26 protein-coding genes and 1 pseudogene are annotated in these 25,150 nt (G+C 71.5%); 11 read left to right on the top strand and 16 right to left on the bottom strand.

All coding sequences use genetic code 11. The features are described 5' to 3' along the window. The first annotated feature begins 67 nt into the window (after positions 1–67). A complete protein-coding gene (locus ADL15_RS32900; protein ID WP_067699304.1) occupies positions 68–547 on the top strand; it encodes a MarR family winged helix-turn-helix transcriptional regulator in 480 nt (159 codons plus the stop codon). Here the strand turns inward: ADL15_RS32900 and ADL15_RS32895 are convergent. The 8 genes and pseudogenes from ADL15_RS32895 to ppk2 form a co-directional block, all read right to left on the bottom strand. After that, complete coding sequence (locus ADL15_RS32895; RefSeq protein WP_067699302.1) at positions 530–1,387, bottom strand: Cof-type HAD-IIB family hydrolase; 858 nt, start codon at positions 1,385–1,387, stop codon at positions 530–532. The genes ADL15_RS32900 and ADL15_RS32895 overlap by 18 nt on opposite strands. A 13-nt stretch (positions 1,388–1,400) precedes the next feature. Next, complete coding sequence (locus ADL15_RS56605) at positions 1,401–1,526, bottom strand: hypothetical protein (RefSeq protein WP_269748405.1); 126 nt, start codon at positions 1,524–1,526, stop codon at positions 1,401–1,403. After that, positions 1,515–1,792, bottom strand: a pseudogene (locus ADL15_RS55815) (phosphoketolase family protein); the annotation flags it as partial. The pseudogene ADL15_RS55815 and the gene ADL15_RS56605, both read right to left, overlap by 12 nt. A 64-nt stretch (positions 1,793–1,856) precedes the next feature. Beyond that, positions 1,857–3,086, bottom strand: a complete 1,230-nt coding sequence (locus ADL15_RS32885; protein ID WP_067699298.1) for an ABC transporter ATP-binding protein — start codon at positions 3,084–3,086, stop codon at positions 1,857–1,859. A 19-nt stretch (positions 3,087–3,105) separates the two neighbouring features. Further along, the gene (locus ADL15_RS32880; protein WP_067699296.1) at positions 3,106–3,942 is read right to left on the bottom strand and encodes a carbohydrate ABC transporter permease; all 837 of its coding nucleotides are present in this window, start codon (positions 3,940–3,942) and stop codon (positions 3,106–3,108) included. Next, positions 3,942–4,874 (bottom strand): carbohydrate ABC transporter permease, encoded by a 933-nt coding sequence (locus ADL15_RS32875; RefSeq protein WP_067699295.1) that lies wholly within the window; start codon positions 4,872–4,874, stop codon positions 3,942–3,944. Before ADL15_RS32875 ends, ADL15_RS32880 begins: the two co-directional genes overlap by 1 nt. An 18-nt stretch (positions 4,875–4,892) precedes the next feature. After that, positions 4,893–6,212, bottom strand: a complete 1,320-nt coding sequence (locus ADL15_RS32870) for an extracellular solute-binding protein (protein WP_067699293.1) — start codon at positions 6,210–6,212, stop codon at positions 4,893–4,895. 125 nt (positions 6,213–6,337) lie between these two features. After that, positions 6,338–7,159, bottom strand: a complete 822-nt coding sequence (ppk2, locus tag ADL15_RS32865; protein ID WP_067699291.1) for a polyphosphate kinase 2 — start codon at positions 7,157–7,159, stop codon at positions 6,338–6,340. A gap of 150 nt (positions 7,160–7,309) precedes the next feature. On the opposite strand from ppk2, the gene ADL15_RS32860 reads away from it, so the two are divergent. The 6 genes from ADL15_RS32860 (at position 7,310) to ADL15_RS32835 (ending at position 13,506) form a co-directional block, all read left to right on the top strand. After that, positions 7,310–8,284, top strand: coding sequence for an SEC-C domain-containing protein (locus ADL15_RS32860; protein ID WP_067699289.1), 975 nt, complete (start codon positions 7,310–7,312; stop codon positions 8,282–8,284). A 142-nt stretch (positions 8,285–8,426) separates the two neighbouring features. Next, complete coding sequence (locus ADL15_RS32855; protein ID WP_067699390.1) at positions 8,427–8,912, top strand: DUF6069 family protein; 486 nt, start codon at positions 8,427–8,429, stop codon at positions 8,910–8,912. Positions 8,913–8,928: 16 nt separating this feature from the next. Further along, positions 8,929–11,571, top strand: a complete 2,643-nt coding sequence (locus tag ADL15_RS32850) for a cation-translocating P-type ATPase (RefSeq protein WP_157441739.1) — start codon at positions 8,929–8,931, stop codon at positions 11,569–11,571. Next, the gene (locus ADL15_RS32845) at positions 11,568–12,017 is read left to right on the top strand and encodes a hypothetical protein (RefSeq protein WP_067699285.1); all 450 of its coding nucleotides are present in this window, start codon (positions 11,568–11,570) and stop codon (positions 12,015–12,017) included. Before ADL15_RS32850 ends, ADL15_RS32845 begins: the two co-directional genes overlap by 4 nt. Next, positions 12,014–12,430, top strand: coding sequence for an RDD family protein (locus ADL15_RS32840; protein ID WP_067699283.1), 417 nt, complete (start codon positions 12,014–12,016; stop codon positions 12,428–12,430). Before ADL15_RS32845 ends, ADL15_RS32840 begins: the two co-directional genes overlap by 4 nt. Positions 12,431–12,474: 44 nt before the next feature. Further along, positions 12,475–13,506, top strand: a complete 1,032-nt coding sequence (locus ADL15_RS32835) for a carboxylate-amine ligase (protein WP_067699282.1) — start codon at positions 12,475–12,477, stop codon at positions 13,504–13,506. Positions 13,507–13,554: 48 nt separating this feature from the next. Here the strand turns inward: ADL15_RS32835 and ADL15_RS32830 are convergent, their stop codons facing one another. Genes ADL15_RS32830 through ADL15_RS32815 form a run of 4 tightly spaced genes read right to left on the bottom strand, consistent with a single transcriptional unit; the run spans position 13,555 to position 14,963 of the window. Further along, positions 13,555–13,827, bottom strand: a complete 273-nt coding sequence (locus ADL15_RS32830) for an SHOCT domain-containing protein (protein ID WP_067699280.1) — start codon at positions 13,825–13,827, stop codon at positions 13,555–13,557. A gap of 6 nt (positions 13,828–13,833) precedes the next feature. Next, complete coding sequence (locus ADL15_RS32825; protein WP_198171108.1) at positions 13,834–14,301, bottom strand: DUF6325 family protein; 468 nt, start codon at positions 14,299–14,301, stop codon at positions 13,834–13,836. Then, a complete protein-coding gene (locus ADL15_RS32820; RefSeq protein ID WP_067699278.1) occupies positions 14,301–14,534 on the bottom strand; it encodes a hypothetical protein in 234 nt (77 codons plus the stop codon). The genes ADL15_RS32825 and ADL15_RS32820 overlap by 1 nt, the downstream gene beginning before the upstream one ends. Positions 14,535–14,543: 9 nt before the next feature. Then, positions 14,544–14,963, bottom strand: coding sequence for a DUF6325 family protein (locus ADL15_RS32815; protein ID WP_067699276.1), 420 nt, complete (start codon positions 14,961–14,963; stop codon positions 14,544–14,546). Positions 14,964–15,145: 182 nt separating this feature from the next. Between ADL15_RS32815 and ADL15_RS32810 the strand changes: the two genes are divergently transcribed. After that, the gene (locus ADL15_RS32810; RefSeq protein ID WP_232344705.1) at positions 15,146–16,666 is read left to right on the top strand and encodes a hypothetical protein; all 1,521 of its coding nucleotides are present in this window, start codon (positions 15,146–15,148) and stop codon (positions 16,664–16,666) included. 139 nt (positions 16,667–16,805) lie between these two features. Here the strand turns inward: ADL15_RS32810 and ADL15_RS32805 are convergent, their stop codons facing one another. From ADL15_RS32805 to ADL15_RS32790, 4 genes are read right to left on the bottom strand one after another with little or no spacing between them, the layout of a single operon-like run. Continuing rightward, positions 16,806–18,173 carry a DUF2252 domain-containing protein gene (locus ADL15_RS32805; RefSeq protein ID WP_067699274.1) on the bottom strand — a complete coding sequence of 456 codons (1,368 nt, stop codon included), beginning with the start codon at positions 18,171–18,173 and terminating at the stop codon, positions 16,806–16,808. Then, positions 18,170–18,664 carry a DUF1269 domain-containing protein gene (locus ADL15_RS32800; protein WP_067699384.1) on the bottom strand — a complete coding sequence of 165 codons (495 nt, stop codon included), beginning with the start codon at positions 18,662–18,664 and terminating at the stop codon, positions 18,170–18,172. The genes ADL15_RS32805 and ADL15_RS32800 overlap by 4 nt, the downstream gene beginning before the upstream one ends. Positions 18,665–18,674: 10 nt before the next feature. Continuing rightward, positions 18,675–19,790: an AI-2E family transporter gene (locus ADL15_RS32795; RefSeq protein WP_067699272.1), complete on the bottom strand. Its 1,116-nt coding sequence runs from the start codon at positions 19,788–19,790 to the stop codon at positions 18,675–18,677. Beyond that, complete coding sequence (locus ADL15_RS32790) at positions 19,790–20,005, bottom strand: hypothetical protein (RefSeq protein ID WP_067699270.1); 216 nt, start codon at positions 20,003–20,005, stop codon at positions 19,790–19,792. Before ADL15_RS32790 ends, ADL15_RS32795 begins: the two co-directional genes overlap by 1 nt. A 196-nt stretch (positions 20,006–20,201) precedes the next feature. On the opposite strand from ADL15_RS32790, the gene ADL15_RS32785 reads away from it, so the two are divergent. The 3 genes from ADL15_RS32785 to ADL15_RS32775 all read left to right on the top strand — a co-directional run bounded on the left by ADL15_RS32785 (position 20,202) and on the right by ADL15_RS32775 (position 25,056). After that, positions 20,202–20,699, top strand: coding sequence for a DUF1269 domain-containing protein (locus ADL15_RS32785; protein WP_067699268.1), 498 nt, complete (start codon positions 20,202–20,204; stop codon positions 20,697–20,699). Positions 20,700–20,804: 105 nt separating this feature from the next. Next, positions 20,805–22,439 carry a SulP family inorganic anion transporter gene (locus ADL15_RS32780; RefSeq protein ID WP_232344704.1) on the top strand — a complete coding sequence of 545 codons (1,635 nt, stop codon included), beginning with the start codon at positions 20,805–20,807 and terminating at the stop codon, positions 22,437–22,439. Between the two features lie 25 nt (positions 22,440–22,464). Next, positions 22,465–25,056 carry an MGH1-like glycoside hydrolase domain-containing protein gene (locus ADL15_RS32775; RefSeq protein WP_067699264.1) on the top strand — a complete coding sequence of 864 codons (2,592 nt, stop codon included), beginning with the start codon at positions 22,465–22,467 and terminating at the stop codon, positions 25,054–25,056. Positions 25,057–25,150 lie beyond the last annotated feature (94 nt).

Here is a 25,150-nt window from a genome sequence, read left to right as displayed (position 1 = left end):
ACACGATCAAACTACTTGACGGTGGTAGAGTTCGACCGGGATCTTGACGCTCACCGGAGGAGCAGACGTGGCCGACACCTTCGACGCGCAGCGCGACCGCATCCTGGCGGGCCTGCACTCGCACGGGATGGCGTTCGCCGAGCTGGGCCGGCAGTTCGGCGCCAGCACCGGGTTGCACAGCACCGACGCGCACGCCCTGATCGAGGTGCTCGGCGCGCAGGACCGCGGCACCCCGCTGACCCAGTCCGAGCTGAGCCAGCGGATCGGCCTGACCACCGGCGCGACGTCGTCGCTGCTCAACCGCCTGGAGGCGGCCGGGCACCTGCGCCGGGTCCGGGACAGCGCGGATCGGCGCCTGGTCACCCTGCACGCCACTGACGGTGTCGACGGCATGGTCGACGAGTTCTTCGACCCGCTGGCCGACCGGATGGGCGCGGTCATGCGGGACTACCCGCCGGAGCTGCTGGCCGGTTTCGAGCGGTTCCTCACCGACGTCTGCGCGACCATGACCGGCTACATCGGTGAGACCTCAGCCCGGCGCTCCTGAGCCACCGGAGACGGGCACCCGCGGCAGGATGTGGCGTTCGACGGCGTCGGCGAAGCCGTCCTCCTCGTTCGACCCGGTCACGTAGGTGGCCTGCCGGCGTACCTGTTCGCTGGCGTTGCCCATGGCGATGCTCATCGCGCTGCGCCGGAACATCAGCACGTCATTGGCCTGGTCGCCGAACGTGGCGATCTGGGTCAGCGGGATCGTGAAGTAGTGCGCGAGGCGCTCGACGACCACGCCCTTGTTCGCCGTGGGATGGGTGACGTCCAGGTAGTGCGGCTGCGACCGGGCCGCGGAGACCCGCGCGCCGAACCTCGACTGTGCCGCGGCCTCGGCCCGGGCCACCAGGTCGTGGTCGTCGCTCACGCCCACGATCTTGATGGCGTGCTCCAGCAGCCCGTCGTAGCCGGGCACCACCGTGGGCGGGAACCGGCAGGTGTGCGACTCGCGGTCCACGTGCGGGGCGTGCGGGTCGGTCACGTACCAGTCGGTGGCGGTGTAGACCCACATGTCGAGACCGTGCGCGCGCCCGGCCTCGATCACCCCCGCCGCGGCCTCCGGGTCGATCGCGCGTTCGTCGGCGATGGTCATGTCGGGCAGGACGATCACCCCGCCGTTGAACGCGGCCATCGGCAGGCGCATGCCGAGCGGCTCGACGAGCATCTGCATGCCGCGCGGCGGGCGGCCGCTGGTCAGGGCGAAGACCACGCCCCGTCGCCGCAGCTCCCGTACCGCCGCGATGGTCCGCGGCGTCAGCTCCTTCTGTTTGGTCACCAGGGTCCCGTCCACGTCGGCGAGCACCGCGGCGATGGGCTGTCCCGGGTCGGTGGCGTCGGTCATCTCCGGCCTCGTCTCAGTCGGTCCACACCCAGTCACGGATCTCCGGCTGGTCCTCGAAGTGCTCGTGGGCGTACGCGTTGGCCTCGGCGATCCGTGCCTCGCACTCGGCCAGCAGGCCCGGTGCCCGGTCGCCGACCACGGCCGCGACGATCAGGTCCGGGTTGTCGAAGGCGGCGCGTGCGACAGCTCGTACCCCAGCTCGCCGCCCTCGTGGACCGAGCCCGGGGTCTGCACGCTGACGTGGCTGGGGATGCCGCCGGGCGTGGAGAACCGGCGGCACCGCAGCCGCAGCCCGGCCTCGTCCGGCGTGACCTGCGGGTAGACCTCCGAGTAGGTGCCCTCCGGATCGGCGTGCCCGACCAGCGCCGGGCCACCGTGCCCGGGCCCGGCCCGATAGATGCCGTCGATGGTGCTCACGGCACTGGAGAGCGTGGGGTCGAAGGAGTACATCCGGTCGGCCTTCCTCGTGTCAGGGCGTGGGCGGGGTGTCGTCGGGCTTCGCCGCGGGCACGTGCACGTCCTCGGCGAACGTGCGGTCCGGGTCCCGGGTCAGGTTCTCGCCGGTCGCGGCGTCGAAGACGTGCATCCGCTCCGGGTCGAACCACAGGTGCGCCTGTGCGCCGGAGCGGATCCGGCTGGCGGCGTCCAGGGCGACGACGAGCTGGGTGCGCATCTGTTCGCTGTCGAGCTCGCGTTCCAGTTCCTCGAGACGCTGGGTGATCTCGGCCGGTGCGCTGTACGGGACGTACGCGTACAGCTGGTTGCCCAGCCACTCGGTCACGTCCACCTCGGCGGTGAAGGCCTGCCCCCGCCCGCGCACCGCGCTCGCCACCAGCGCCGCGTCCTCGAAGTGCTCGGGGCGCAGGCCGATGATGACCAGTTCCCGGTCGCCGACCTTGCTCAGCCGCGGCCCGGACGCGGGAACCGCGCCGAACGGGGTCTCGATCCGGCCGTCCTGGAGCCGTCCGGGCATGAAGTTCATCGGCGGCGAGCCGATGAACCCGGCCACGAACAGATTCGCCGGCTCCTCGTAGAGCTGATGTGCCGTGCCGACCTGCTGCAGGACGCCCTTGCGGAGCACCGCGATGCGGTCGCCGAGCGTCATGGCCTCGGTCTGGTCGTGGGTGACGTAGACGGTCGTGGTGCCGAGCCGGCGTTGCATCCGCGCGATCTCGGTGCGCATCTGCCCGCGCAGTTTCGCGTCCAGGTTCGACAGCGGCTCGTCGAACAGGAACGCGTCGGCCTTGCGGACGATGGCCCGGCCCATCGCGACGCGCTGGCGCTGCCCGCCGGAGAGGTTGGCGGGCCGGCGCTCGAGGTGCTCGGTGAGCTGGAGCAGGGACGCGGCGTTGTTCACCTGCTCACGGATCTCCTCCTCGGGAGCCTTGCGCAGCCGCAGCGGGAACGCGATGTTCTCGAAGACGGTCAGGTGCGGGTACAGGGCGTAGTTCTGGAACACCATGGCGAGGTTGCGGTCGCGAGGCGCCTTCTTGTTCACCCGGGTGTCACCGATGATCATGTCGCCGGAGGTGATGTCCTCCAGGCCGACGATCATGCGGAGCAGGGTGGATTTGCCGCAGCCCGACGGGCCGACCAGGATGATGAACTCGCCGTCGGCGATGTCCAGGCTGACGTTGTCGACGGCGTGGAATCCGTCGCCGTACCGTTTGACGATGTTCCGCATGGTGATGGCTGCCATGAGCTCGTCCCTCCCCAGTTCAGCCCTTGACGGCGCCGGCGGTGAGGCCGGCCATGATCCGGCGCTGGAAGATCAGCACCAGGATGACGACGGGAATCGTCACGACCACCGAGGCGGCCATGATGTAGGTGATCGGCGACTCGAACTGCGACGCGCCGGTGAAGAACGACAGGGCGGCCGGCACCGTGCGGGCCCGGTCGGTCGAGGTGAGCGAGATGGCCAGCAGGAACTCGTTCCAGCAGAAGAAGAACGTCAGGATGGCCGTGGTGAACACCCCGGGCGCGGCCAGCGGGACGATCACCTTGCGGAACGCCTGCCAGGCGGTGGCCCCGTCGACCTGCGCCGCCTGCTCCATCTCCCAGGGGATCTGCCGGAAGAACGCCGACATGGTCCAGATCGACAGCGGCAGGGCGAACGTCAGGTACGGGATGATCAGCCCGATCCAGGTGTCGTAGATGCCGAGGTTGCGCCACATGTTGAACAGCGGCCCGACCAGCGCGGCCTGCGGGAACATCGCGATCGCCAAGGCCATCGAGAGCAGGAACTTCTTGCCCGGGTACGTCATCCGGGCGATCGCGTACGCGGCGAACATCGCGGTGACCACCGCGAGCAGGGTGGCGATCAGGGCGATGCCGACCGAGTTGATCAGGGCGCTGGTGAACAGCGAGTCGGCGAAGACCGTCTTGTAGTTGTCCCACACCCAGGTCTCCGGGAAGAACGTGGGTGTGCCGCTCCGGAACGTGTCCGGGTCCTTGAACGACAGCGAGACCATCCACAGCAGCGGGAACAGCGCCCAGACCAGGATCAGCAGGCCCCAGACGGTCCACCAGCCGCTGACCCGGCGATCCGTGGCCATCACTGATCACCTCGAACCTGGGAGAGGTCGGTGCGGAAGCCCTTGACGAAGATGAACGCGATCACCACGACGGTGAGGAAGAGGAGCACCGAGACGGCCGAGCCGGCGCCCATGTTCACCAGGGTGACGTTCTGCCGGTAGGCCAGGAACGAGAGCGTCTCGGTGTCGTTCGCGCCGCGGGTCATGATGAACGGGTTGTCGAAGATCCGCCAGGCGTCCAGGGTGCGGAACAGCAGCGCGACCATGATGGCCGCCTTCATGTTCGGCAGGGTCACCCGCCGCAGCCGCTGCCACGCGGTGGCGCCGTCGACCCGGGCCGCCTCCTGGTACTCCTCCGGCACCTGCACCAGGCCGGCCAGCAGCAGCAGCGAGATGAACGGCGTGGTCTTCCAGATCTCCGACAGGATGATGACGAACAGCGCCGACCAGCGCTGGCCGAAGAAGTTGAAGGTGCCCAGCCCGAGCCACTGGTTCACGAAACCCGAGTCCAGCTGGAACGCGAACTGCCAGATGTACGCGGAGACGACCGTGACGATCCCGTACGGGATCAGGATCCCGGTGCGGACCAGCGACCGGCCCCGGATGATCCGGTACATCACGAACGCGAACGCGAAGCCGAGCACCAGTTCGACCGCGACGCTGACCACCGTGATGATCAGTGTGGTGCCGAAGTCGGTCCACCACACCGGGTCGGTCAGCACCGTGCTGTAGTTGCGCAGCCCGACGAACTCGCGCCCGGCCGGGTCGGTCAGCCGGTAGTTGTAGAGCGACAGCACCACCGCGTAGATCAGCGGGTAGGCCGTCACGAACACCATCACCAGGAACGCCGGCGCGGACAGGGTCAGCCCCAGCCGCCGTTCGCGTCGCGCGCGGTCGGTGAGCTCGGCTTTCGCCGGCTCCGGTGGAGCGACCCGGACCTCGGTCAGAGCCATGCGGATGCTCCTCTCAGCTCACAGCAGCCGTCTGCCCTGCAGGACGTCGGACATGAAGGCCGCGGACTCCTCGGGGGTCGCGGGTGCGGTGACGCCGGTGGCCGGGTGCCAGGTGATCTGCACCGAGGTGGAGACGTCGTTGTAGTAGGGCGTGATCGGCCGCGGCCCGGCGTCGTTGATCGACTGCCGGATCACCGACGCCATCGGGTACGCCTGGCGCACCCCCGGGTCGTCGTACGCGGCCCCGCGCGCCGCCGGGTTGCCGGCGTCGAGCATGTAGGCGATGGTGTTCGGCAGCGAGGTGGCGCACCGGACCAGGTCCAGGGCCTGCTCGGGGTGCTCGGAGAAGGCGCCGACGGTCAGGTTGATGCCGCCCAGCGGCGGTTTGCTCGGCGTGCCGGCGGCCACCCGCGGGTACCGTGCCCAGCCGATGTCGTCGAGGACGTCCTGGCCGATGCCGCCACTGGCGACCGACTCCTTCGCGGCGCTGTACACGTACGGCCAGTTGACCATGAAGCCGCCGGACGGGCCCTGGAAGGCCGAGCGGGCCTCCTCCTCGCCCATCGTCGACATGGCCGGTGGCGCCGCCGGCGACCGGGCCAGGTCGCCGATGATCCGGGCCGCGTCGTCGCCGGCCGGCCCGGCGATCTCCGGCGTGGCGTCCTTGCCGGCCTCGACGTCGCCGAGGATCTCGCCGCCCGCCGACGCCACCAGCGCGTTGATCCAGACCATGTAGCCCTCGTACCGGTTGGCCTGCACCCCGATCACCTTGCGCTGGCTCTCCGCCGCGCGGATCATCGCGTCCCAGGTGAAGCCGGTCGCGGCGGGGTCGACGCCGGCCGCCCGGGCGACCGACTTGCGGTACCACAGCAGCTGCGTGTTGGCCCAGAACGGCGCCGCGACCAGCTGATCCTTCCAGTACGCGGTCTGCAGCGGGCCGCGCAGCACGTCCTCGGTCAGCGCCGCGGTGTCCGAGGCGTCGAACGGGCGCAGGAACCCGGCGTTGGCGAACTCCGCGACGAACGGCGGATCGAGGCTCATCACGTCGATCGAGCTGTCCTTGGCCGCCAGCCGCCGGACCAGCTGCTCGCGTTGCTGGGACGCGTCGTTCGGCAGCACCTGCACGTCGACCCGGTACGTCCCGCCGGCGGCGGCCGCGCACCGCTCGGCGAGCCGGCTCTGCCCGCCGTTGTCGGGGTTGATGTACCAGGTGACGACCGGGACACCACTGTCGTCGCCGCAGCCGGTCAGCAGACCGGCGGACAGGGCGAGGACCACCGCCGCGGCGAGCTGGCGTCTGCCGCGCCCCACCCGGGATCGAACTGCGTATCTGGACACCCGCGCCTCCACGGACGTATGTCGCCGGGCCTGCGTCGGGAGCCGACGACATCCCGGTCCGAATTCCTACGGTGTGCCGCGAAGCGGGCCACTGCCTCATCCCGCAGGCATGAACCGGCGGGTCGTCACGCGGCGTTCTTCTCCAGCGTCGCGGCGTGGTCCTCGATGATCGACTGCAGCTCGCGCGGGGTGCGGTGGTATCCGGTGCTCTCCGGCCGGTCCGGCAGATGGATCTTCGGCTGTTCGACCTCGGTGTACGGGATGCCGGCCAGCAGATGCGCGATCATGTTGATCCGCGCCCGCCGCTTGTCCTCCGCGTCCACCACGCACCACGGCGCCTCCGGGATGTCGGTGTGGACGAACATCTCGTCCTTGGCCCGGGAGTACTCCTCCCAACGGTTGATCGACTCCACGTCCATCGGGGACAGCTTCCAGCGCCGCATCGGGTCCTTCAGCCGGGCCCGGAACCGCCGCTGCTGCTCGCGGCCGCTCACCGAGAACCAGTACTTGCGCAGCAGGATCCCGTCCTCGACGAGCAGGCGTTCGACGATCGGGCACTGGTGCAGGAAACGCGTGTACTCCTGCTTGGTGCAGAAGCCCATCACCCGCTCCACACCCGCGCGGTTGTACCAGCTGCGGTCGAACAGCACGATCTCGCCGGCCGCCGGGAGTTGCTCGACGTACCGCTGGAAGTACCAGTGGGTGCGCTGCCGTTCGGTCGGTGCCGGGAGCGCCACGATCCGCGCGACCCGCGGGTTCAGGAACTCCGTCACCCGTTTGATGGTGCCGCCCTTGCCGGCCGCGTCCCGGCCCTCGAAGAGGACCACCACCCGCGCGCCGGTCGAGCGCACCCATTCCTGCGCCTTCACCAGCTCCGCCTGCAGCCGGGCCAGTTCGGTCTCGTACAGCTGGCGGTCCAGGCGCTGGTGCCCGGTCTTCTTGGCCACGGAACCTCCTAGCGACGTGCGACAGGTCCGGTACCGGAGTACCAGCCGTGCCGAGCCGGGCGCGTCATCCGCGGCGGATGGGCGCAACCGGACGCCGGGTGAGACTCAGATCAACAGCCGCCGGGGCGGTGCGCGCAGTAGCGTGGCGGCGTGCCTTTGACAGCTGAACTCACCAGCGCAGACCTGACCCAGATCCGGCAGTCCGCGCTCGGCGCGGCCGACCCGCTCGGCGTGGCGGCCGACCTGGCCGACGCCGCCGATACCGGACGGCTGGCCGACCCGGCGGACGCCGGGCTCGCCCTCACCCTGGCCGCCGAGATCGCCGAGAGCCGGGCGAAACTCGAGGCTGCTGCGACGTACGTCGAGCGGGCCCTCGAGGCGTACGGGAAGCGGGACGACGGCCAGGTGGCCGCGGCCCGGGCCCTGCGCGCGCGGATCCTGTTCCGCACCGGCCGCGAGGACGAGGCGCTGGCCGAGCTCGAGCCGTTGCGCCCGGCGCTCACCCAGTACCCGGACGCCGCGGCGTACATCAGTGCCGCCCTGGCCGTCGGCGGCCGCAACCGGATCGCCGAGCAGTGGCTGAGCGAAGCGGTCCAGTCGGTCCTGGCCGACCGGGGATCCGCCGCCGAACCGACCGACCCGGACGACGCCGGCCTGCTCTTCTTCCTGCTCCAGCAGCGGCACCGGGTCCGGCACGCGATCGGCCTGCCGCACGACACGCACGACAACCTCGCCGAGCGGCTGGAGAGCAAGCTGACCACCGCCGGCCCCGCGGCGGCCACCGAGGCGCCCGACCTGGTGTTCTGGGCGCAGACCGAGTTCGATCAGCTGGGCGAGGTGTCCGCGCAGTACGGCGGGACCTTCGACGGGCACCGGGCCGGCCTGGAGCGCGAGCTGGTCCGGCTGACCGCCGTCGGCGGCACCGACCTGGCCCTGCTGCCGGGTGTGCTCGCCAACCTGAAGAAGGTCGGCGACCCGGCCGAGGCGAAGACCCGTGCCGCCTACGCCCGGCAGCTCAGCGCCAGCTCGGCGCGGATCAGCTGGCCGCCGGAGCGCAACGCGGCCTGCTGGTGCGCCTCCGGCAACAAGTACAAGAAGTGCTGCCTGCCGCGCTCCCGCGGCTGACCGTCACGACACCGCACGCCGTCGCCCTGCCCGGGGCGGCGGCGTGCGGTGTTTCGTGCGCTCATCCTCGCTGGATGAGGTGCCGGAGGCCGGTCCCGGCGATTCTCAGCGCGGCAGCTGCCGTGTGACCGAGGAGAATCCGATGACCTCCGAACCTGTGAAACCCACCGTCAACGCCGGGAAGTTGTGGGCCGGTGGCGGCGCCACCGCGGCGATCGCGGCCCTGATCGCGATCGCCGGGATCCTGCTCGGCCGCGGGATCTTCGACGTCGACGTGCTGGCACCGAAGGGCAAGGGCGCCTGGGGCGACGCGAGCACCGGCTGGTACGCCCTCGGCGCCGCCCTCGCCGCCCTGGTCGCCACGGGCGTGGCACACGTCCTGATCCTCACCACACCCCGGCCGATGCGGTTCTTCGGCTGGGTGGTCGGCCTGGCCACGGTGGTCGGGATGCTCGCGCCGTTCGTCACCGACGCGGCCCGCGCCGAGCAGTTCTACACCGCCGGGCTGAACATGATCCTCGGCATCGCGATCGGCTCGCTGGTGGCCGGTACCGCCCGGACCGCGACCCGGCTGGTGCGCACCGGCGGGCAGCCGTCGCCGCGGCCCTACCCGCAGCAGTACCGGTAGGCCCGCGATGGCGACCATGACCGAGGAGACCCCGGTCTTCCACGTGCTCACCGTCCCGGAGGCCCTCGCGGCCGAGAACGTCGACCAGCAGCACGGCCTCAGCAGCGAGGAGGCCGCCGCGCGCCGGGACCGGTACGGCCCGAACCGGTTCGCCGAGGCGAAGAAGGAACCCTGGTGGCGCTCCTTCGTCCGGCAGTACGCCGACCCCATGCAGATCGTGCTGCTCCTCGCCGGCCTGGGCAGCCTCTACCCGCTCAAGCAGTGGGGCACCGGCGTGCTGCTGATCGCGCTCACCCTGCTGAACGCGGCCCTGGGCCTGCACCAGGAGGGCAAGGCGGCGGCCGCGATCGACGCGCTGCAGAAGATGATGATCGTCAAGGCCCGGGTCCGCCGGGACGGCGCCCTGGCCGAGCTGCCCGCCGAGGAGCTCGTGCCCGGCGACGTGGTGCAGATCGAGGCCGGTGACGTGGTCCCGGCCGACGGGCGGCTGCTGCGGGCGGCCACCCTGGAGATCGGCGAGTCGGCGCTGACCGGGGAGAGCCTGCCGGTCGCCAAGAACGTCGAGCCGGTCGCGTCGGCACAGACCGACCTGGGTGACCGGTCGGACATGGCGTACATGAACACCAACGTCACCCGGGGCTCGGGCGAGCTGCTGGTCACCGCGACCGGGATGGCCACCGAGGTGGGCCGGATCTCCGGGATGCTGCAGGCCGAGAAGGACGCGCAGACCCCGCTGACCCGGCAGCTCAGCACGCTCACCAACCAGATCCTGTTCATCGCCGGGTTCGCGCTGCTCGCCTCGGTGGTGATCAACCTGGCCCGGGGCAACGAGTTCACCGTGGTCTTCACGGCCGCGGTGGCGTTCGCCGTCTCCGCCATCCCGACCGGGCTGCCGGCCGTGGTCACCACGATCCTGTCGATGGGCACCCAGCTGCTGGCCCGGTCGAACGCGATCGTCAAGCGGCTGCGCTCCACCGAGACGCTCGGCTCCACCTCGGCGATCAACTCGGACAAGACCGGGACGCTGACCCTGAACCAGATGACCGCCGCCGAGATGGCCATCCCGGGGCGGCGCTACGTGGTCTCCGGTGGCGGTTACGCCATCGAGGGCTCGATCAAGCGGGTGGCCGGGGAACCGGACGTGCCGCTGGAGGAGTACCTGCTGCCGATGATCCTCGCCTCGGACGCGGTGGTCACCGACGGCGCGCTGATCGGCGACCCGACCGAGGGTGCGCTCGTGGTGCTCGCCGAGAAGGGCGGGCTGGACGCGGTGGCCACCCGGGAGAAGTACCCGCGGGTGGCGGAGCTGCCGTTCGACTCGGCGTACAAACTGATGGCGACATTCCACGAAATGTCGGGGAAAATTCGGTGCTTCGTCAAGGGCGCCCCGGACCAGGTTCTCGCCCGCTGCCGGGTCACCCCGGAGCAGCACGAACGGTACCTGGCCGAGAACGAGCGGATGGCCCGGCAGGGTCTGCGGGTGATGGCCACCGCCCGGTGCGATCTGGACACCGTCGACGGCGACCTGCTCGACCTGCTGCACGACCTGGAGCCGCTCGCCCTGGTGGGCATCGTCGACCCGGCGCGGCCGCAGGCCAAGGACGCGATCGCGCAGGCGCACGCGGCCGGCATCGAGGTCCGCATGATCACCGGAGATCACGCGATCACCGCGGCGGCGATCGCCGGCAAGCTCGGCATCCGCGGCCGGGCGATCACCGGCGCCGAGTTCGCCGCGATGAGCGACGAGGAGGCGGACCGGGAGATCGGCGGGATCGGTGTGATCGCCCGGGTCACCCCGGAGCACAAGGTCCGCCTGATCGAGGTGCTCAAGCGCAAGGGCCACATCGTCGCGATGACCGGCGACGGGGTGAACGACGCCCCGGCGCTGAAGAAGGCGGACATCGGCATCGCGATGGGGATCACCGGCACCGAGGTGAGCAAGGAAGCCGCCGCGATGATCCTCACCGACGACGACTTCGCCACCATCGTGAAGGCCGTCGAGCTGGGCCGCGCGCTCTACGCCAACCTGAAGAAGTACATCTTCTTCCAGATGGGCGTGCTGGCCGGCATGATCGTCACGTTCCTCGGCGCCAGCATCGGCAACATCGCCGCCGGGGTGCCGTTCCAGCCGTTGCAGAGCCTGTGGCTGAACTTCACCACCCAGGTCTTCCAGGCGGTCGGCCTCGGCTACGGCAAGGCCGAGGCGGACATCATGGACCGCCCGCCACGCCGCTCCGACGAACCGCTGCTGACCCGCCGGGCGCTCGGCTGGCTCGGTCTGCTCGGCCTGCTGATGGGCGCGATCACGCTGCTGGTGATCTGGTGGGCGGACCGGGACAACAGCGTCGACCAGGCCCGCACCATGGGTCTGACCGCGTTCTCCATCGCCAACCTGGCGTTCTCGTTCACCGTGCGCAGCGAGATCCGCTCGGTCTTCAGCCTGGAGACGTTCGGCGACAAGCGCTTCGTGATCACCACCGGGATGTCGGCCGCGGCGATCGTGCTGGCCACCGAGTTCGGCCTGTTCCAGAAGATCCTGCACACCACCAGCCTGGACGTCGAGCACTGGCTGCTCTGCCTGCTGGCCGGCGGGTTCGTGGTGGTGCCCACCGAGATCCGCAAGGCGGTGCTGCGGCGCCGGGCGAGGAGCCCTCGATGATCGGATTGCGGCAGCTCGGGGACGTCGCGATCGGCGCGGTGTTCCGGGCCGGGGAGAAGAGCGCGGACACGGTCGCCGAGCTGCGGTCGCGGTGGGACCAGGAGAGCGTACGAACAGCCGGCGAGCTCTGGGCCTACTGGATCCTGCTGGCCGACCGGGGCGCGGCGGAACGCGAGCGCGGCCGGCGGGAGGCGCACCGGGTGGTGGACGCCGCGGTCGAGAAGATCGCGCACGCGCCGCTGCTCGACCGGGTGATCGACGTCCAGCTCGAACGGGTGCTGACCGTGCTGGAGACCGAGCCGGAACGGATCCGCGCACTGGTCCGCGGGCAGCGCGACAGCCTGGTCGGCGAGGCGGTCGGCCGGGTCCGTGCCGGTGCGGCCGCCGGCGACGAGGCCGTCGACCGCTTCACCCTGCGGATGTCGAGGCGCGGCGACACGCCATGACCGGGTACGCCGGTCTGGTCAGCCGGGCCATGGCGTACCTGCTCGACGCGCTCGCCGTCGCGCTGCTGGCGGGCTCCGGGGTGGCCGTCCTCGCGGTGGTCGCCCCGGTGGTCGGGGCCGGTGCCAGGGACCTGGCCGATCTGGTGCTCTCCGGCTACCTGGTCTTCCTGCCCGGTCTGCTCGTGGTCTACTGCACGCTGTTCTGGAGCCTGGCCGGGCGTACCCCCGGGATGGCGGTGCTCGGGGTGCGGGTGGTGCGCGCCGACGGGCGGCCGGTGCGCTGGCCCGGTGCGCTGGTCCGGGCGCTGCTGCTGGCGTTCTTCCCGATCGGGGCGCTGTGGCTGCTGGCCGACCGGCGCCGGCAGGCCGTGCACGACAAGATCGCGCGTACCGCGGTCATCCGGGTGGGGTGAGGCGCCGCGCCCACGCGCGCGGCGACCCTGACGACGTGCTGACGATGGGTGTCGAAGAGGAATTCCTGCTGCTGGGGCCGGACGGCGCGGTGGTACCGGCGGCCCGGTCGGTGGTCCGCGACGCGCGGGGCGCCGACCAGATCAAGCCGGAGTACATGGCGTACCAGCTGGAGACCAGCACCCGGGTCTGCGAGGACCTGGACGAGCTGCGCCGGGACCTGATCCGGCTGCGGCGGGTCGCCGCGGAGGCCGCCGGGCAGGCCGGTGCGTACCTGGTCGCCACCGGGTCGGCGCCGCTGGCCGGCGGCCCGCGGGATGCCCTTACCGACGAGGAGCGCTACCGGGAGCTGGCCCGGCGGTTCCCGGACGCCACCGCCGAGGGCGGGACCTGCGGCTGCCACGTGCACATCGGGGTGCCGGACCGGGAGCTGGCCGCCGCGGTGCTGACCCGGCTGCGGCCGTGGCTGCCGGTGCTGCTCGCGTTCACGGTCAACTCGCCGTTCGTGGCCGCCCACGACACCGGGTGGGCCAGTTCGCGCTATCCGGCACAGCTGCGCTGGCCGACCTTCCGGCCGCCGGGGGTCTGGGCGAGCGCGGAACGCTACGACCGCGCGGTGCAGGATCATGTCGATTCCGGTACGGCGATGGACCCGGCCGGCGTGTACTTCCTGGCCCGGCTCTCCCCGCGCTACCCGACGATCGAGGTGCGGGTCGCCGACACCTGCCTCGACGTGGCCGACAGCGTGCTGTTCGCCGCGGTGGTCCGCGCCCTGGTGGCGGGGTTGCAGGACGACGTCCAGCGGCAGGAGAAGATCGTCCCCACGCCGGACGGGCGGATCGGCGCCGACCTGGAGACGGCCGCCCGGGGCCGGCTGCGGCAGGAGAGCCGGCTGCTGGCCAAGATCGACCCTTATCTGGGCGCCGACCTCGCCGCGGTGCACGCCGGGTTCGCGCGGCTGCGGCGGGAGGGCACCGGGGCGGATCGGCAGCGCCGGTTGTGGGCGCGGCACGGTGCCGGCGCGGACTTCGTCCGGGAGTTGGCGCAGGCCACCACGCCGGCGGTGACGGCACGCTGAACGGGCCGGCCACCGTGGTGGTGGCCGGCCCGGTCCCGCAGGCTGTGGTCAGGGGTTCAGGATCTTGGCCTTCTCCACCTCGAACTCGGTGGCGTCGAGCAGCCCCTGCGCCTTCAGCTCACCGAGCTGGCGCAGCTGGTCCAACTTCTTGGACGTCGGATCCGGCTCGGGCTCGGCCTCGGCCGGCTCGTCGACGTACTGTTCCTCCGGCTCCTGCCGTGCCCATCGGCCGGCCTGCCGGCGCGACACCCGGTTGGACACCGCTGTGGCCGTACCGGCGATCACCGCGGTTCGTGCGATCCCTCGGAGCAGACCCGGCATCGCCCATCACCTCCCACTCGCGACAGCGTTGTCCTGCGACTCGGCCGCGTCCAGCGCGGCCAGCAGCCCCTGCACCGGGATCCGGCCGCCGGCGACCAGCTGCGCGCCGGACACCCGCAGCTGCCGGGCCAGCGGTGCGGCCCACAGGTTCTCGTAGACCAGCAGGACCGCGGCGGCGCCCGGCGCCAGGATCGCACCCGCTTCGCGCAGGTCGTCGCCGCCGAGCAACCCGGAGGCGGCACCGTGGAACGCGCCGAGTCCGCTGAGTTCCAGCTCCCGGCCGTCCAGGGCGACCACCGTGCCGTCCGGCGACTTGCGCACGAACAGCAGGTCCAGCACCCGGATCACCCGCCGGTCCACCAGGTCCAGCAGCATCGGCAGGGCCCGGCCGGTCAGCGTGCCCTGCGGGAACTCGATGCACAGGTAGTCGACCGGTCCCATCACGTCCAGCTCGTCGCGGGTCGGCGTGGCCATCAGGCACTCACCGACTCGGCGCGACGGTCCGTGACGCTGGTCGCCTCGGCGTCCGGCTTGGCGGCCCGGGACCGGGTCACCGCCGACTCCAGGCCCCAGCCGATCAGGGCGCCACCGGCCGCGGCCAGCAGCGGCATGACGACGAAGTAGCCGTAGTCGAGCCGTACCGGCCGGCCCCGCAGCACGTCGTAGGCGACGGCGGCCCGCCGCCGCGCGATCTTTCTCCTGGTCATCGCTTCCCCTCAGCTCGTGGTGGTCAGCATGGGCCGATGGCGGCCCGGCGCGCCCGGAATGTGGGTTAGCGCCACGATTGTCCCCTTCACGGCGGCGACCCGGCCGGCCAGGTCGTTCACCCAGCGGTGTTCCAGCAGTACGGCCAGCGCGTCGGTGTGGTCGTCGACGAGCCGGGCCACCTCGTCCAGGTCGGTCTCGGTGATCAGGCCGGTCGCCAGCCGGGCCCATCCGGTGTCCCGGGGCAACCCGGGCAGCTCGCAGATCTCCACCGTGCAGGAACCACCCGCCGAGTCGGTGCGCACCACCAGGACGTCGACCACCCGCATGTCGCCGGCTCGGCTGAGCCGGTTCAGGGTGGCCAGCACACCGTCGTTGAGTCGTTCCGCGGGAAAGGAAAGGATCATGAGTTCCAGCGGGCCCATTGCCATGCGGCCGAGCCTGCCCCGGGTGCCGGACCCCGGGCCTCATCCGTCCGGGGTGAAAGCGCCCTGGTCCGCTCCGCCGGCCGGCGGAGCCGTTCATCCCCGCCGGATGAAGCGTGGGCCGCCGCGCTCGGCGAACGTCGGCAAGGCCGACGGCCGCCGGCCGTCCGGTCGGTGAGGGAGGATTCATGACCAGGTCCGCGAGCCCGTCACCCGCCGCCGACGACTTTCCGGTACGCGGTGACGACACCCCGCCAGCGCCGCCCGCCGTCGCCGAGGCCCCGTCGTCGCTGCCGCCCGACGGTCCCGCCGTCGAGGAGGACGCGCCCGGCGAGCTGGCGCGGCTGCGTGCTGAGAACGCCGCCCTGCGCGCGCAGTTGCAGGAGCACCCGCCCGGTCCTCCCCGTCCTCCTCGTTCGGCCCGCGGCCGGGCCGTGCGGCGCGCGATCGCCGCCGTGCTCGCCGCGCTGGCGGCGTTCGCCCTGGTCACCAGCGTGGTCGGGCTGTGGGCGGCGCGCACCACGCTGAACACCGACCGCTGGGTGGCCACCGTCGCGCCGCTGCCGCAGGACCCGGCGGTCTCCGCGGCCGTCGCCCAGTACGCGACCACCCAGCTGTTCGAGGTGATCGACGTCGAGCAGCGGCTGCGGACCGTGCTGCCGCAGCAGGCCGCGTTCGTGGCCGGTCCGCTGACCGGGCAGCTGCGTGAGCAGGTCCGCGAGGTGATGACGAACGTGCTGCGCAGCGACCGCTTCCAGCTGGTCTGGACGGAGCTGAACCGGCGGTTGCACCAGCGGCTGATGGCGGTGCTCAGCGGGACCAGCCAGGTGGTGACGGCCTATGACGACCGGATCCAGATCGACCTGCTGCCACTGATCAATCAGGCGCTGCGGGAGCTGAGCGCGCAGCTGCCGACGATGTTCGGTAAGGAGATCACCCTGCCCGACCTGAGCAGCGGGGCGATACCGCCCGGCCTGCGCGAACGGGTGCAGGAGCAGCTCGGCGTGCCGCTGCCGGCGAACTTCGCGCAGTTCACCGTCTACGACGCCGGGAAGCTGAAGGCCGCTCAGGAGGCGGTCACCACCGCGAAGCGGGATCTGGCCCTGTTCACCGGCGCGGCGATCCTGCTGCTGATCGCGGCGTACGTCGTCTCGCCCGCCCGCCGGCGCACCACCGTCCAGTTCGGGATCTGGCTGGTGATCGCGGCCGTCGCGGTCACCGCGGTGCTGCGCGCGGTCCGCCGGGAGTTGCTCGCCCAGGTGCCCGACGGAACCTACCGGTCCGGCGCCGACGCCGCGATGACCAGCATCTTCGGCCTGCTCCGGGACCGCGGCACGCAGCTCATCGTGCTCGGCGCGCTGCTGGCGCTGCTCGCCTACCTGGTCGGCCCCGGCCGGTTCCCGGTCTGGCTGCGCTCCCAGCTCGCCCGGGGCGGCCGGGCCACCGCCCGTGGCGTGCGCACCGGCTCGGGCGCGCTGGCCACGCACGCGCCCGGCTGGATCGCCGCGCACCTCGACCCGCTCCGGATCACCGGAGTGGTCGTCGCCGCGGTCCTCGCCCTGGTCCTTTCGTCCTGGACCGCCCTGCTGGTGATCGCCATCCTGCTGATCGTCTACGAGATCATCGTGACCCTGATCGCCCAGCGACACCCCGACAGCCGATCCGAGCCGGAAGGCGGCTGGCTCCCAGAGGTGTCTCACGGCCGCTGAGACACCCCCGGCAACCAGCCGGGACCTCACGCCCGACCACTCACCGGAAGCCCCCGCGGCCCGGGTTTGAGGCTGGTCTCCAGGGGTGCCTCAGCTGCGCTGAGGCACCCCTGGAGACCAGCTGGGGGATGGGGCGGGGTCAGGACTTGGTGGCGGCGCGGAAGGCGGCGTGGTCGCGTTCGCTCTGGTCGGCGTAGGACTCGGCGAACTCGGTCAGGGCGGTGTCGAAGCGGCCGCGCCGGCCCAGGTAGCCGGCAATCGCGATCCGGTCGCCGGCCCGGGCGTGCGCGCGGGCCAGGGTCCAGGCGCACAGCTCGGCATACGTCCGCAGGCCGCGCGGGGTCAGCTCGTCGATGGCGACCGAGCCCTTCCAGTCGCGCAGCTGGCGCACGTAGAAGTCGCGGGTCCGGCCGTCCAGCTGGGGCACCCGCTGCCAGCCCAGGAAGATGTCGCCGGTGGCCTGCATCAGCCGCTGCCCGGCGACCACCCGGTGCCCCTCGCCGTCCGGGTCCGGCACCGGGTCCGGCCCGGCCAGCACGCTGACACCGGCCTCCTTCACCTGCAGCAGCAGCGGATCGGTGTCGTCCCGGGCGGTGAGCAGGATGATCCAGCAGCGGGTGCCGACGCTGCCGACGCCGACCACCTTGCGGGCCATGTCGACGAACCGGAACGCGTCGAACAGGTGCCGGCGGTCCTCGGCCAGCGTGGACCGGTACCCGGTGAGCATCGTCCGGATCCGGTCCTCCAGCGCGATCCGGTCCACCGTCGGCAGCAGGTCGGCGACCGGCACCACCAGCGGCGGGTCGGCGACGATCCGGCGGCGGCCGTCGATCACCGTGGTCAGCTTGCGGTACGCCTGCAGGGTGGTCCGGGCGCGGGCCTTGTCGCCGACCCGGGTCACCCGGCGGCGCCGGCTCTTCGCCAGCCGCGTGACCAGGTCGTCCACGTCGGCCCGGGCGTACCAGACGTCGAGTTCACCCTCGCCCGCGAAACGGATCATCGCGGTCCGGTAGCGCTGGGCGGCGCCGGACAGGATCCCGGCGCGCACCCGGCGGCCGAAACCGTTCGCCCGGCCGGCCAGCGCCACGCTGGCCAGCAGGCGCTTCAGGTCCCACTCGAACGGGCCCGGGCAGGTCTCGTCGAAGTCGTTGAGGTCGAAGACGAGCCGCCGCTCGGGTGAGGCGAACAGCCCGAAGTTGAACAGGTGCGCGTCACCGCAGAGCTGGGTGCGCAGCCCGGAGTCCGGCTGGCCGGCCAGGTCGGCGGCCATCACGGCGGCCGCACCACGGTAGAACGCGAGCGGGGACGCCCGCATCCGCCGGTGCCGCAGCGCCAGCAGGTCGGGCAGCCGGTCGGCCTCCTGGTCGAAGACGATCTGGACCGGGTCGGCGCGGTCGGCCGGCGGCCGGAAGACGCCGTGCCCGTCGATCGGCAGCCGGTCGCGGGCCGCCCGGCCGGTCGCGGCCCGCTCCGCCACGTCCGCGCCGGCCCGCTCGCCCTTGGTCATGGGCGGTTGCCGCCGAACGCCTCGGTGAGCGAGTCACGCTCCGCCTCGGTCAGGTTGGTGGAGATCAGCCGCTGGCCCATGCCGTGGAACCGCTCGCCCAGCCGGTCCAGGTCGGCGTCGCCGGTGACCAGGAACAGCGCGGACGTCCCCGGGGTGATCTCGGCGCGGATCCGCTCCAGCTGGTCCGGCGTGATCGCGGTCCCCTCGGTGATCTTGGCGAGGGCGCCCAGCCCGGCGCCGACCACGGCGCCGGCCACCGGGATGAACAGCAGGCCGCCGATCACCACGCCCCAGAACGCACCCCAGCCGGTGCCGCGCAGGGTGTGCGAGTGCGTGTGGTGCATCTCGGGCTGCTCGGCCCCCTCGGGCCAGGTCACCACCGCGTGGTCGACGATCTTCACCAGGCCGTCGGCGGCGGCGTACTTGACGGTGCCGTACGCCTGCTCGGCACCCTTGGGGTCGTCGTACTTCCATACCGTAAAAGCCGTCATCGATCCATCGTCACCGCGCGGGTGCGGCCGGAACTTCATCCCCCGCGGGCGATTCGGCGTCGTCCTCCGGTTCCGCCGGTTCCGTGGTGACCGTGTCGGCGAGCAGCAGGTTCAGCCATCGGGTGCCCGGGTCGATGTCGACCAGCAGCCCCTTGGCGAGCAGGGTGAGCGGGATGGCCAGCAGCGCGCCGAGCGCGCCGAGCACCCAGGCCCAGAAGATCAGCGACAGGAACGAGACGGTCGCCGACAACCCCACCGCGTCCCCGACGATCTTCGGCTGGATCACCGACTGGATCACGAAGTTGATCGCGCAGTACAACACGATCACCGCGAGCATCAGGTCGGGTCCGCCCTGCAGCAGGCCCAGCAGCGCCGGCGGGATCACGCCGATCACGAAGCCGATGTTCGGGATGTAGTTGGTGATGAACGACAGCAGCCCCCAGAGCACCGGCAGCGGCACGTCCAGGGCCCACAGCAGCAGCGTGTCGAGGACCGCCACGATCAGCCCGAACGCCGTGCAGACCACCAGGTAGCGGCGGGTGCCGCCGGCGAACGACTGCAGCGCCGCGGCCACCTGCGGGCGCTCGCCGGCCAGCGAGCGCAGCCGGGCCGGGAAGTCCACCGCGTCCAGGGCCATGAACAGCAGCACGGCGAGCAGGAACAGGGTGTTCGACAGCAGCCCGGCCAGCCCGCCGAACAGCGATGTGACCAGGTGGGCCACCGACTCGCCGTCGACGCCGGCCACCGCGGCGTGCACCTGCCCGGTGCTGATCCCGAGGGTGCGCAGCCCGTCGGCCAGGTCGTCGCGCAGCGCCGCGAACTGTTCCTGGTAGGCCGGCATCAGGTCGATCAAGCGGGTGACCGAGGCGGCCAGCGCGCCGCCCAGCGCGACCAGGATCAGGTAGAGCACCAGTACGGTGAGTATCGCGGCCAGCCAGACCGGCACCCGGCGACGGCGCAGCCAGGCGGTCAGCGGACTGACCGTGACCACCAGCATCAGGCCCAGGAAGACCGGCCCGACCAGGTCGGCGACCCAGCGCAGCCCGGCCACCACCACCACCACACAGGCGAAGCCCAGCAGCACCAGCACGCCGCGGGGCAGCACCGGGGCCGCCGGCTCGGTCATCAGCGCTCTCCGGCGCCGGACGGGCTGCGGCTCAGGCAGACCATCTGCACGCCGGAGTGGTCCAGGCGGGTGAGCAGGCGCTCCAGGTCGTCGTCGGAGAGCCGGCCGCTGATCGTGCTCTGCCGGGGGAGGGTCCGGATCCGCAGGTCACCCAGCACCTTGCGGAGCAGGGGCCCCAGGAAGCCCCGTACCCGGATCTCGTAACGCTCCTGCATGACCGGCTCCCGTCGTACGAAAAAAGGTGTCCTTGACCTTCGCCCCGAGCGGTCCGGGCGGCATCGCCCGGCGGGGATGAATGCGGCCTCGCGCCCGGAAGTCGTCCGGGAAGTCATCCGTACGGAATGAGGATCGTGGCGGCGGTGCGTGGCTGACTTGTCGGGACGTAGCCGAGGCAACGAAAAGGAGCACGTCATGGCAACACTGGTCGCCATCGGATACCCCGACGAGACCACCGCGACAGCGGCGTCGCTGGAGGCCAACCGGCTGGCCAAGGATCTGATCATCCAGCCGGACGCGATCGCGGTGATCATCCGGGACCGGGAGGGCAAGTTCCACGTCACCACCAACCACCACGCGGTCGGCGGCGGCGCTACCTGGGGGATGTTCTGGGGTCTGCTGTTCGGGATGCTGTTCTTCATCCCGATCCTGGGCATGGCGGTCGGCGCCGGCCTGGGCGCGCTCACCGGCAAACTCGCCAAGGGCGCGATCAACAAGGAGTTCCAGGACCGGATCCGCAGTGAGCTCCAACCGGGCACCTCGGCGCTGTTCCTGGTGGTCGAGGCGGTCACCCCGGACAAGGCGGTCGAGTCGCTGAGCAAGTTCGGCGGCACGGTGCTCAAGTCGTCGCTGCCCAAGGAGACCGAGGAGGAGCTGCAGGAGGCGCTGCACGGCGCGGGCGCCAACCAGTAGCCTTCCGATTCGAGAGTGTGGGCGCCGCCCGGTTCGCCGTGCGGCGCCCTCGCGTCCCGGCAGGGGAGCAGTCCGGCAGGGGAGCAGTCCGGCAGGGGAGTGGTGGTGCGCGGTTACGGACGGGACCTGATCGCCGGGATCGTGCTGACCACCCTGCTGGTGCCGCAGGGCATGGCGTACGCGGAACTCGCCGGCCTGCCCGCGATCACCGGCCTCTACACGTCGATCCTGTGCCTGCTGGCGTACGCGATCGTCGGCCCCTCCAAGGTCCTGGTCCTCGGCCCGGACTCGTCGCTGGGCCCGATGATCGCGGCAGTGATCCTGCCGATCGTGGCGTCCGGCGGTGACCCGGGCCGGGCGGTCGCGCTCGCCTCGATGCTGGCCCTGCTGGTCGGGGTGATGATGACGGTGGCCGCGGTGGCCAAGCTGGGTTTCGTGGCCGACCTGCTGTCGCATCCCACCCAGCTCGGCTACGTCAACGGCCTGGCCGTGACGATCCTGATCGGTCAGCTGCCCAAACTGTTCGGCTTCTCGGTGGACGGCGACGGCCTGTTCGCCGAGGCGGCCGGGTTCGTGCGCGGCGTGGCGAACGGCGAGACGGTGCCCGCCGCGCTGGCCGTCGGCGGGCTCGGCCTGCTGGTGATCCTGCTGCTGGGCCGGTTCGCGCCCCGGGTGCCGGGCATCCTGCTCGTGGTGGTCGGCGCGATCCTCGCGGTTCCGGCGTTCGGCCTGACCGAGCGGGGTGTGCAGGTGATCGGTGCGCTGCCGCGCGGGTTCCCGCCGTTCACGCTGCCGTCGGCGAGCTGGGCGGATCTCGGGCTGCTCGCGGTCGGCGCGCTGGGCATCACGCTGGTCTCGGTCACCGACACCATCTCCACCGCGTCGGCGTTCGCCGCCCGCACCGGTCAGGAGGTGCACGGCAACCGGGAGATGCTCGGCATCGGCGCCGCCAACCTGTCGGCCGCGTTCTTCCAGGGCTTCCCGGTCAGCACCAGCGGTTCCCGCACCGCGGTGGCGTTCCGGGCCGGCGCGCGCACCAAGCTGACCGGGCTGGTCGGCGCGGCCGCCATCACCCTGCTGCTGGTCCTGGCGCCCGGTCTGCTGCGCAACCTGCCGCAGCCGGTGCTGGCCGCCGTGGTGATCGCCGCGTCGCTGTCGCTGGCCGACGTGCCCGGGATGCGCCGGCTCTGGCGGCAGCGCCGGGTCGAGTTCGCCCTGGCCGCGGCGGCCTTCCTGGGGGTGGCGCTGCTCGGCGTGCTGCCCGGGATCGGTGTCGCGGTCGGCCTGTCGGCGCTCAACGTGTTCCGGCGCGCCTGGTGGCCGTACCGGACCGTGCTGGGGCGGCCCGACGGGATCAACGGGTACCACGACGTGCGGGACTTCCCGGGCGCCGCCGCGGTGCCCGGCATGACGATCTTCCGGTTCGACGCGCCGCTGATCTTCGCGAACGCCCGGACGTTCCGCGAGGAGGTGCGTGCGCTGGCCCGGGCCGAGCCGAAACCCCGGTGGATCGTGGTGGCCGCCGAACCGATCACCGACATCGACACCACCGCCGCGGACATGCTCGAGGAACTGGACGAGGAGCTCAACGCGGCCGGGATCTCGCTGGTCTTCGCCGAGCTGAAGAGCCCGGTGCGGGAGAAGATCGACAGGTACAAGCTGACCCGGACGATCGACCCGGCGCACTTCTACCCGACCGTCGAGGACGCGGTTTCATCCCTTCGGGAGGACGTGCGCTGACCCGGGGGCTGCTCAGCCTGACGGTATGACGACGAATGCCGAGCAACGGCGCCTGCAAGACGCCGACACCGCCGCCGTGGACTGGCGGCACTGGGGGCCGTACCTCAGCGAACGGCAGTGGGGGACGGTCCGGGAGGACTACAGCCCTGGCGGGGACGCCTGGGATCACCTCAGTCACGAGCAGGCCCGGTCGACGGCGTACCGGTGGGGCGAGGACGGTATCGGCGGTTTCAGCGACGACCGTCAGCAGCTGTGCCTGGCGGTGGCGCTGTGGAACGGGCACGACCCGATCCTCAAGGAGCGCTTCTTCGGGCTGACCAACGCCGAGGGCAACCACGGCGAGGACGTCAAGGAGTACTACTTCTACGTCGACGGGACGCCGACGCACTCGTACATGCGGATGGTCTACAAGTATCCGCAGCGGGCCTTCCCGTACCAGGACCTGGTCGCGACGAACCGGGCGCGCGGGCGCGGCGACTTCGAGTACGAGCTGCTGGACACCGGGATCTTCGCCGAGGACCGGTACTTCGACGTGGTGATCGAATACGCCAAGGCCGGGCCGGAGGAGATCCTCACCCGGGTCACCGTGCACAACCGGGGTCCCGAGCAGGCCGAGCTGCACGTGCTGCCCACCGTCTGGTTCCGGGCCACCGGCGACCGGGCGCATCTGCGCCACGTCGGTGGGGGCGTGGTGCAGGCCGGGCACGAGCGGCTCGGCGACCGCTGGTGGACCTGCCTCGGCGATCCGCCGGTGCTGTTCACCGACAACGCGGACGGGCGCAAGGACGCGATCGGCCGGTTCCTGGTGCAGGGCGAGAAGGGCGCGGTCAACCCGGACGAGACCGGGACCAAGGCCGCCGCTCTGGTCACCGTGACGCTGTCCGCCGGCGGTTCTTCGATCGTACGGACCATGCTCGGTGACCAGCGGCGCACCGTGTCCGAAGCGGAGTTCGACGAGGTCGTCGAGGCGCGCCGCGCCGAGGCGGACGAGTTCTACCGCGACCTGTTCGCGCCGGCGCTGAGCGAGCCGGAACGGCAGGTGGCCCGGCAGGCGCTGGCCGGCATGCTCTGGTCCAAGCAGTACTTCGGCTACGACGTGGAGCGCTGGCTGCGCGAACACGGCCGCAACCCGCTGGACGCGCCGGACATCCGCAACGGCGAATGGTTCCACCTGGACGCGCACGACATCATCTCGATGCCGGACACCTGGGAGTACCCGTGGTTCGCGGCCTGGGACCTGGCGTTCCAGGCGGTCGCGCTGAGCGCCGTCGACGTGGGGTTCGCCAAGGGCCAGCTGGACCTGCTGCTCAGCCGCCGCTACCTGCACCCGAACGGGCAGATCCCGGCCTACGAGTGGAACTTCGGCGACGTCAACCCGCCGGTGCACGCGTGGGCCGCCTACCTGATCCACGAGCTGGAGAAGGCGCGCACCGGGCACGGCGACCACGACTGGCTGGAACGGGTCTTCCACAAGCTGTCGAAGAACTTCACCTGGTGGGTGAACCGGAAAGACGTCGACGGGCGCAACGTCTTCCAGGGCGGCTTCCTGGGCCTGGACAACATCGGTGTCTTCGACCGCAGCGCGCCGCTGCCCACCGGCGGGCACCTGGACCAGGCCGACGGCACCGCGTGGATGGCGCTGTACTGCCAGAACATGCTGCAGATCGCGCTGGAGCTGTCCCGTGAGGACCCGGTCTACGTGGAGCAGGCGCAGACCTACTTCGAGCACTTCGCGTGGATCGCCACCGGCAGCGGGTCGATGTGGGACGAGGAGGACGGCTTCTACTACGACCTGCTGCGGCTGCCGGACGGCTCGTCGCAGCGGCTGCGGGTGCGCTCGATGGTGGGGCTGCTGCCGCTGGCGGCCGCGACCGTCTACGACCCGGAGCTGATCAACCGGCACCCCGGGGTGATCGCCGAGGAGCAGGGGTTCCTGGAACGGCACCCGGCGATCACGATGATCGACGCGCGGGGCCGGCTGCTCGCGCTCTTCGACGAGACGCGGCTGCGCCGGATCCTGGCCCGGATGCTGGACGAGGAGGAGTTCCTCAGCCCGTACGGGCTGCGCTCGCTCTCCCGGCACCACGCCGGCCAGCCGTTCGAGTTCGGCGTCGGCGACACCACGTACGGGGTCTCCTACCAGCCCGCCGAGTCGGACAGCGGGATGTTCGGCGGCAACTCGAACTGGCGCGGCCCGGTCTGGTTCCCGGTCAACGCCCTGATGATCCGGGCCCTGCTCAACCTGTACGTGGCCTACGGCGACGACTTCACCGTGGAGTGCCCGACCGGGTCCGGCGTACAGAAGAACCTGTTCGAGGTGGCGCGGGAGATCTCCGACCGGCTCACCCGGATCTTCCTGCCCGGCCCGGACGGGCACCGGCCCTGCCACGGCGGCCAGGACGTCTTCGCCGGCGAGCACTGGCGGGACCTGATCACGTTCGCCGAGTACTTCCACGGCGACAACGGCGCCGGCCTGGGCGCCTCGCACCAGACCGGCTGGACCGGCCTGGTCGCGGTCTTCCCCAATCTTTTCGCCGGGCTGGACGGCCCGGCGTTGCTGGAGCACGGTATGGCCGGACTGTTCCGCGCCGCGATGGGTCAGGAGGAGCAACGTTGACATCTCCCCCAGCTGAAGCAGGGGGATTCCACCCTCGCGGGTTGAGCTTTCTGCTTCACCGATCGCTGCCGACCCGGACTACCGGCGAGGGACG

The sequence above is a fragment of the Actinoplanes awajinensis subsp. mycoplanecinus genome, assembly GCF_001509495.1.
Taxonomy (GTDB): Bacteria; Actinomycetota; Actinomycetes; order Mycobacteriales; family Micromonosporaceae; genus Actinoplanes; species Actinoplanes palleronii.
Note: the sequence above shows the minus strand (reverse complement) of the source record. Positions and strands in the feature narration are given on the sequence as shown.

Coding starts and splice junctions, on each gene's coding strand:
- ADL15_RS32805 (WP_067699274.1), bottom strand. CDS start 18,173: ATGACCAAGGGCGAGCGGGCCGGCGCGGACGTGGCGGAGCGGGCCGCG.
- ADL15_RS32875 (WP_067699295.1), bottom strand. CDS start 4,874: ATGGCTCTGACCGAGGTCCGGGTCGCTCCACCGGAGCCGGCGAAAGCC.
- ADL15_RS32825 (WP_198171108.1), bottom strand. CDS start 14,301: ATGGCCACGCCGACCCGCGACGAGCTGGACGTGATGGGACCGGTCGAC.
- ADL15_RS32800 (WP_067699384.1), bottom strand. CDS start 18,664: ATGACGGCTTTTACGGTATGGAAGTACGACGACCCCAAGGGTGCCGAG.
- ADL15_RS32845 (WP_067699285.1), top strand. CDS start 11,568: ATGATCGGATTGCGGCAGCTCGGGGACGTCGCGATCGGCGCGGTGTTC.
- ADL15_RS32830 (WP_067699280.1), bottom strand. CDS start 13,827: ATGCCGGGTCTGCTCCGAGGGATCGCACGAACCGCGGTGATCGCCGGT.
- ADL15_RS32785 (WP_067699268.1), top strand. CDS start 20,202: ATGGCAACACTGGTCGCCATCGGATACCCCGACGAGACCACCGCGACA.
- ADL15_RS32880 (WP_067699296.1), bottom strand. CDS start 3,942: ATGGCCACGGATCGCCGGGTCAGCGGCTGGTGGACCGTCTGGGGCCTG.
- ADL15_RS32840 (WP_067699283.1), top strand. CDS start 12,014: ATGACCGGGTACGCCGGTCTGGTCAGCCGGGCCATGGCGTACCTGCTC.
- ADL15_RS32835 (WP_067699282.1), top strand. CDS start 12,475: ATGGGTGTCGAAGAGGAATTCCTGCTGCTGGGGCCGGACGGCGCGGTG.
- ADL15_RS32790 (WP_067699270.1), bottom strand. CDS start 20,005: ATGCAGGAGCGTTACGAGATCCGGGTACGGGGCTTCCTGGGGCCCCTG.
- ADL15_RS32850 (WP_157441739.1), top strand. CDS start 8,929: ATGACCGAGGAGACCCCGGTCTTCCACGTGCTCACCGTCCCGGAGGCC.
- ADL15_RS32810 (WP_232344705.1), top strand. CDS start 15,146: ATGACCAGGTCCGCGAGCCCGTCACCCGCCGCCGACGACTTTCCGGTA.
- ADL15_RS32885 (WP_067699298.1), bottom strand. CDS start 3,086: ATGGCAGCCATCACCATGCGGAACATCGTCAAACGGTACGGCGACGGA.
- ADL15_RS32775 (WP_067699264.1), top strand. CDS start 22,465: ATGACGACGAATGCCGAGCAACGGCGCCTGCAAGACGCCGACACCGCC.
- ADL15_RS32895 (WP_067699302.1), bottom strand. CDS start 1,387: ATGACCGACGCCACCGACCCGGGACAGCCCATCGCCGCGGTGCTCGCC.
- ADL15_RS32855 (WP_067699390.1), top strand. CDS start 8,427: ATGACCTCCGAACCTGTGAAACCCACCGTCAACGCCGGGAAGTTGTGG.
- ADL15_RS32795 (WP_067699272.1), bottom strand. CDS start 19,790: ATGACCGAGCCGGCGGCCCCGGTGCTGCCCCGCGGCGTGCTGGTGCTG.
- ADL15_RS32815 (WP_067699276.1), bottom strand. CDS start 14,963: ATGGCAATGGGCCCGCTGGAACTCATGATCCTTTCCTTTCCCGCGGAA.
- ADL15_RS32820 (WP_067699278.1), bottom strand. CDS start 14,534: ATGACCAGGAGAAAGATCGCGCGGCGGCGGGCCGCCGTCGCCTACGAC.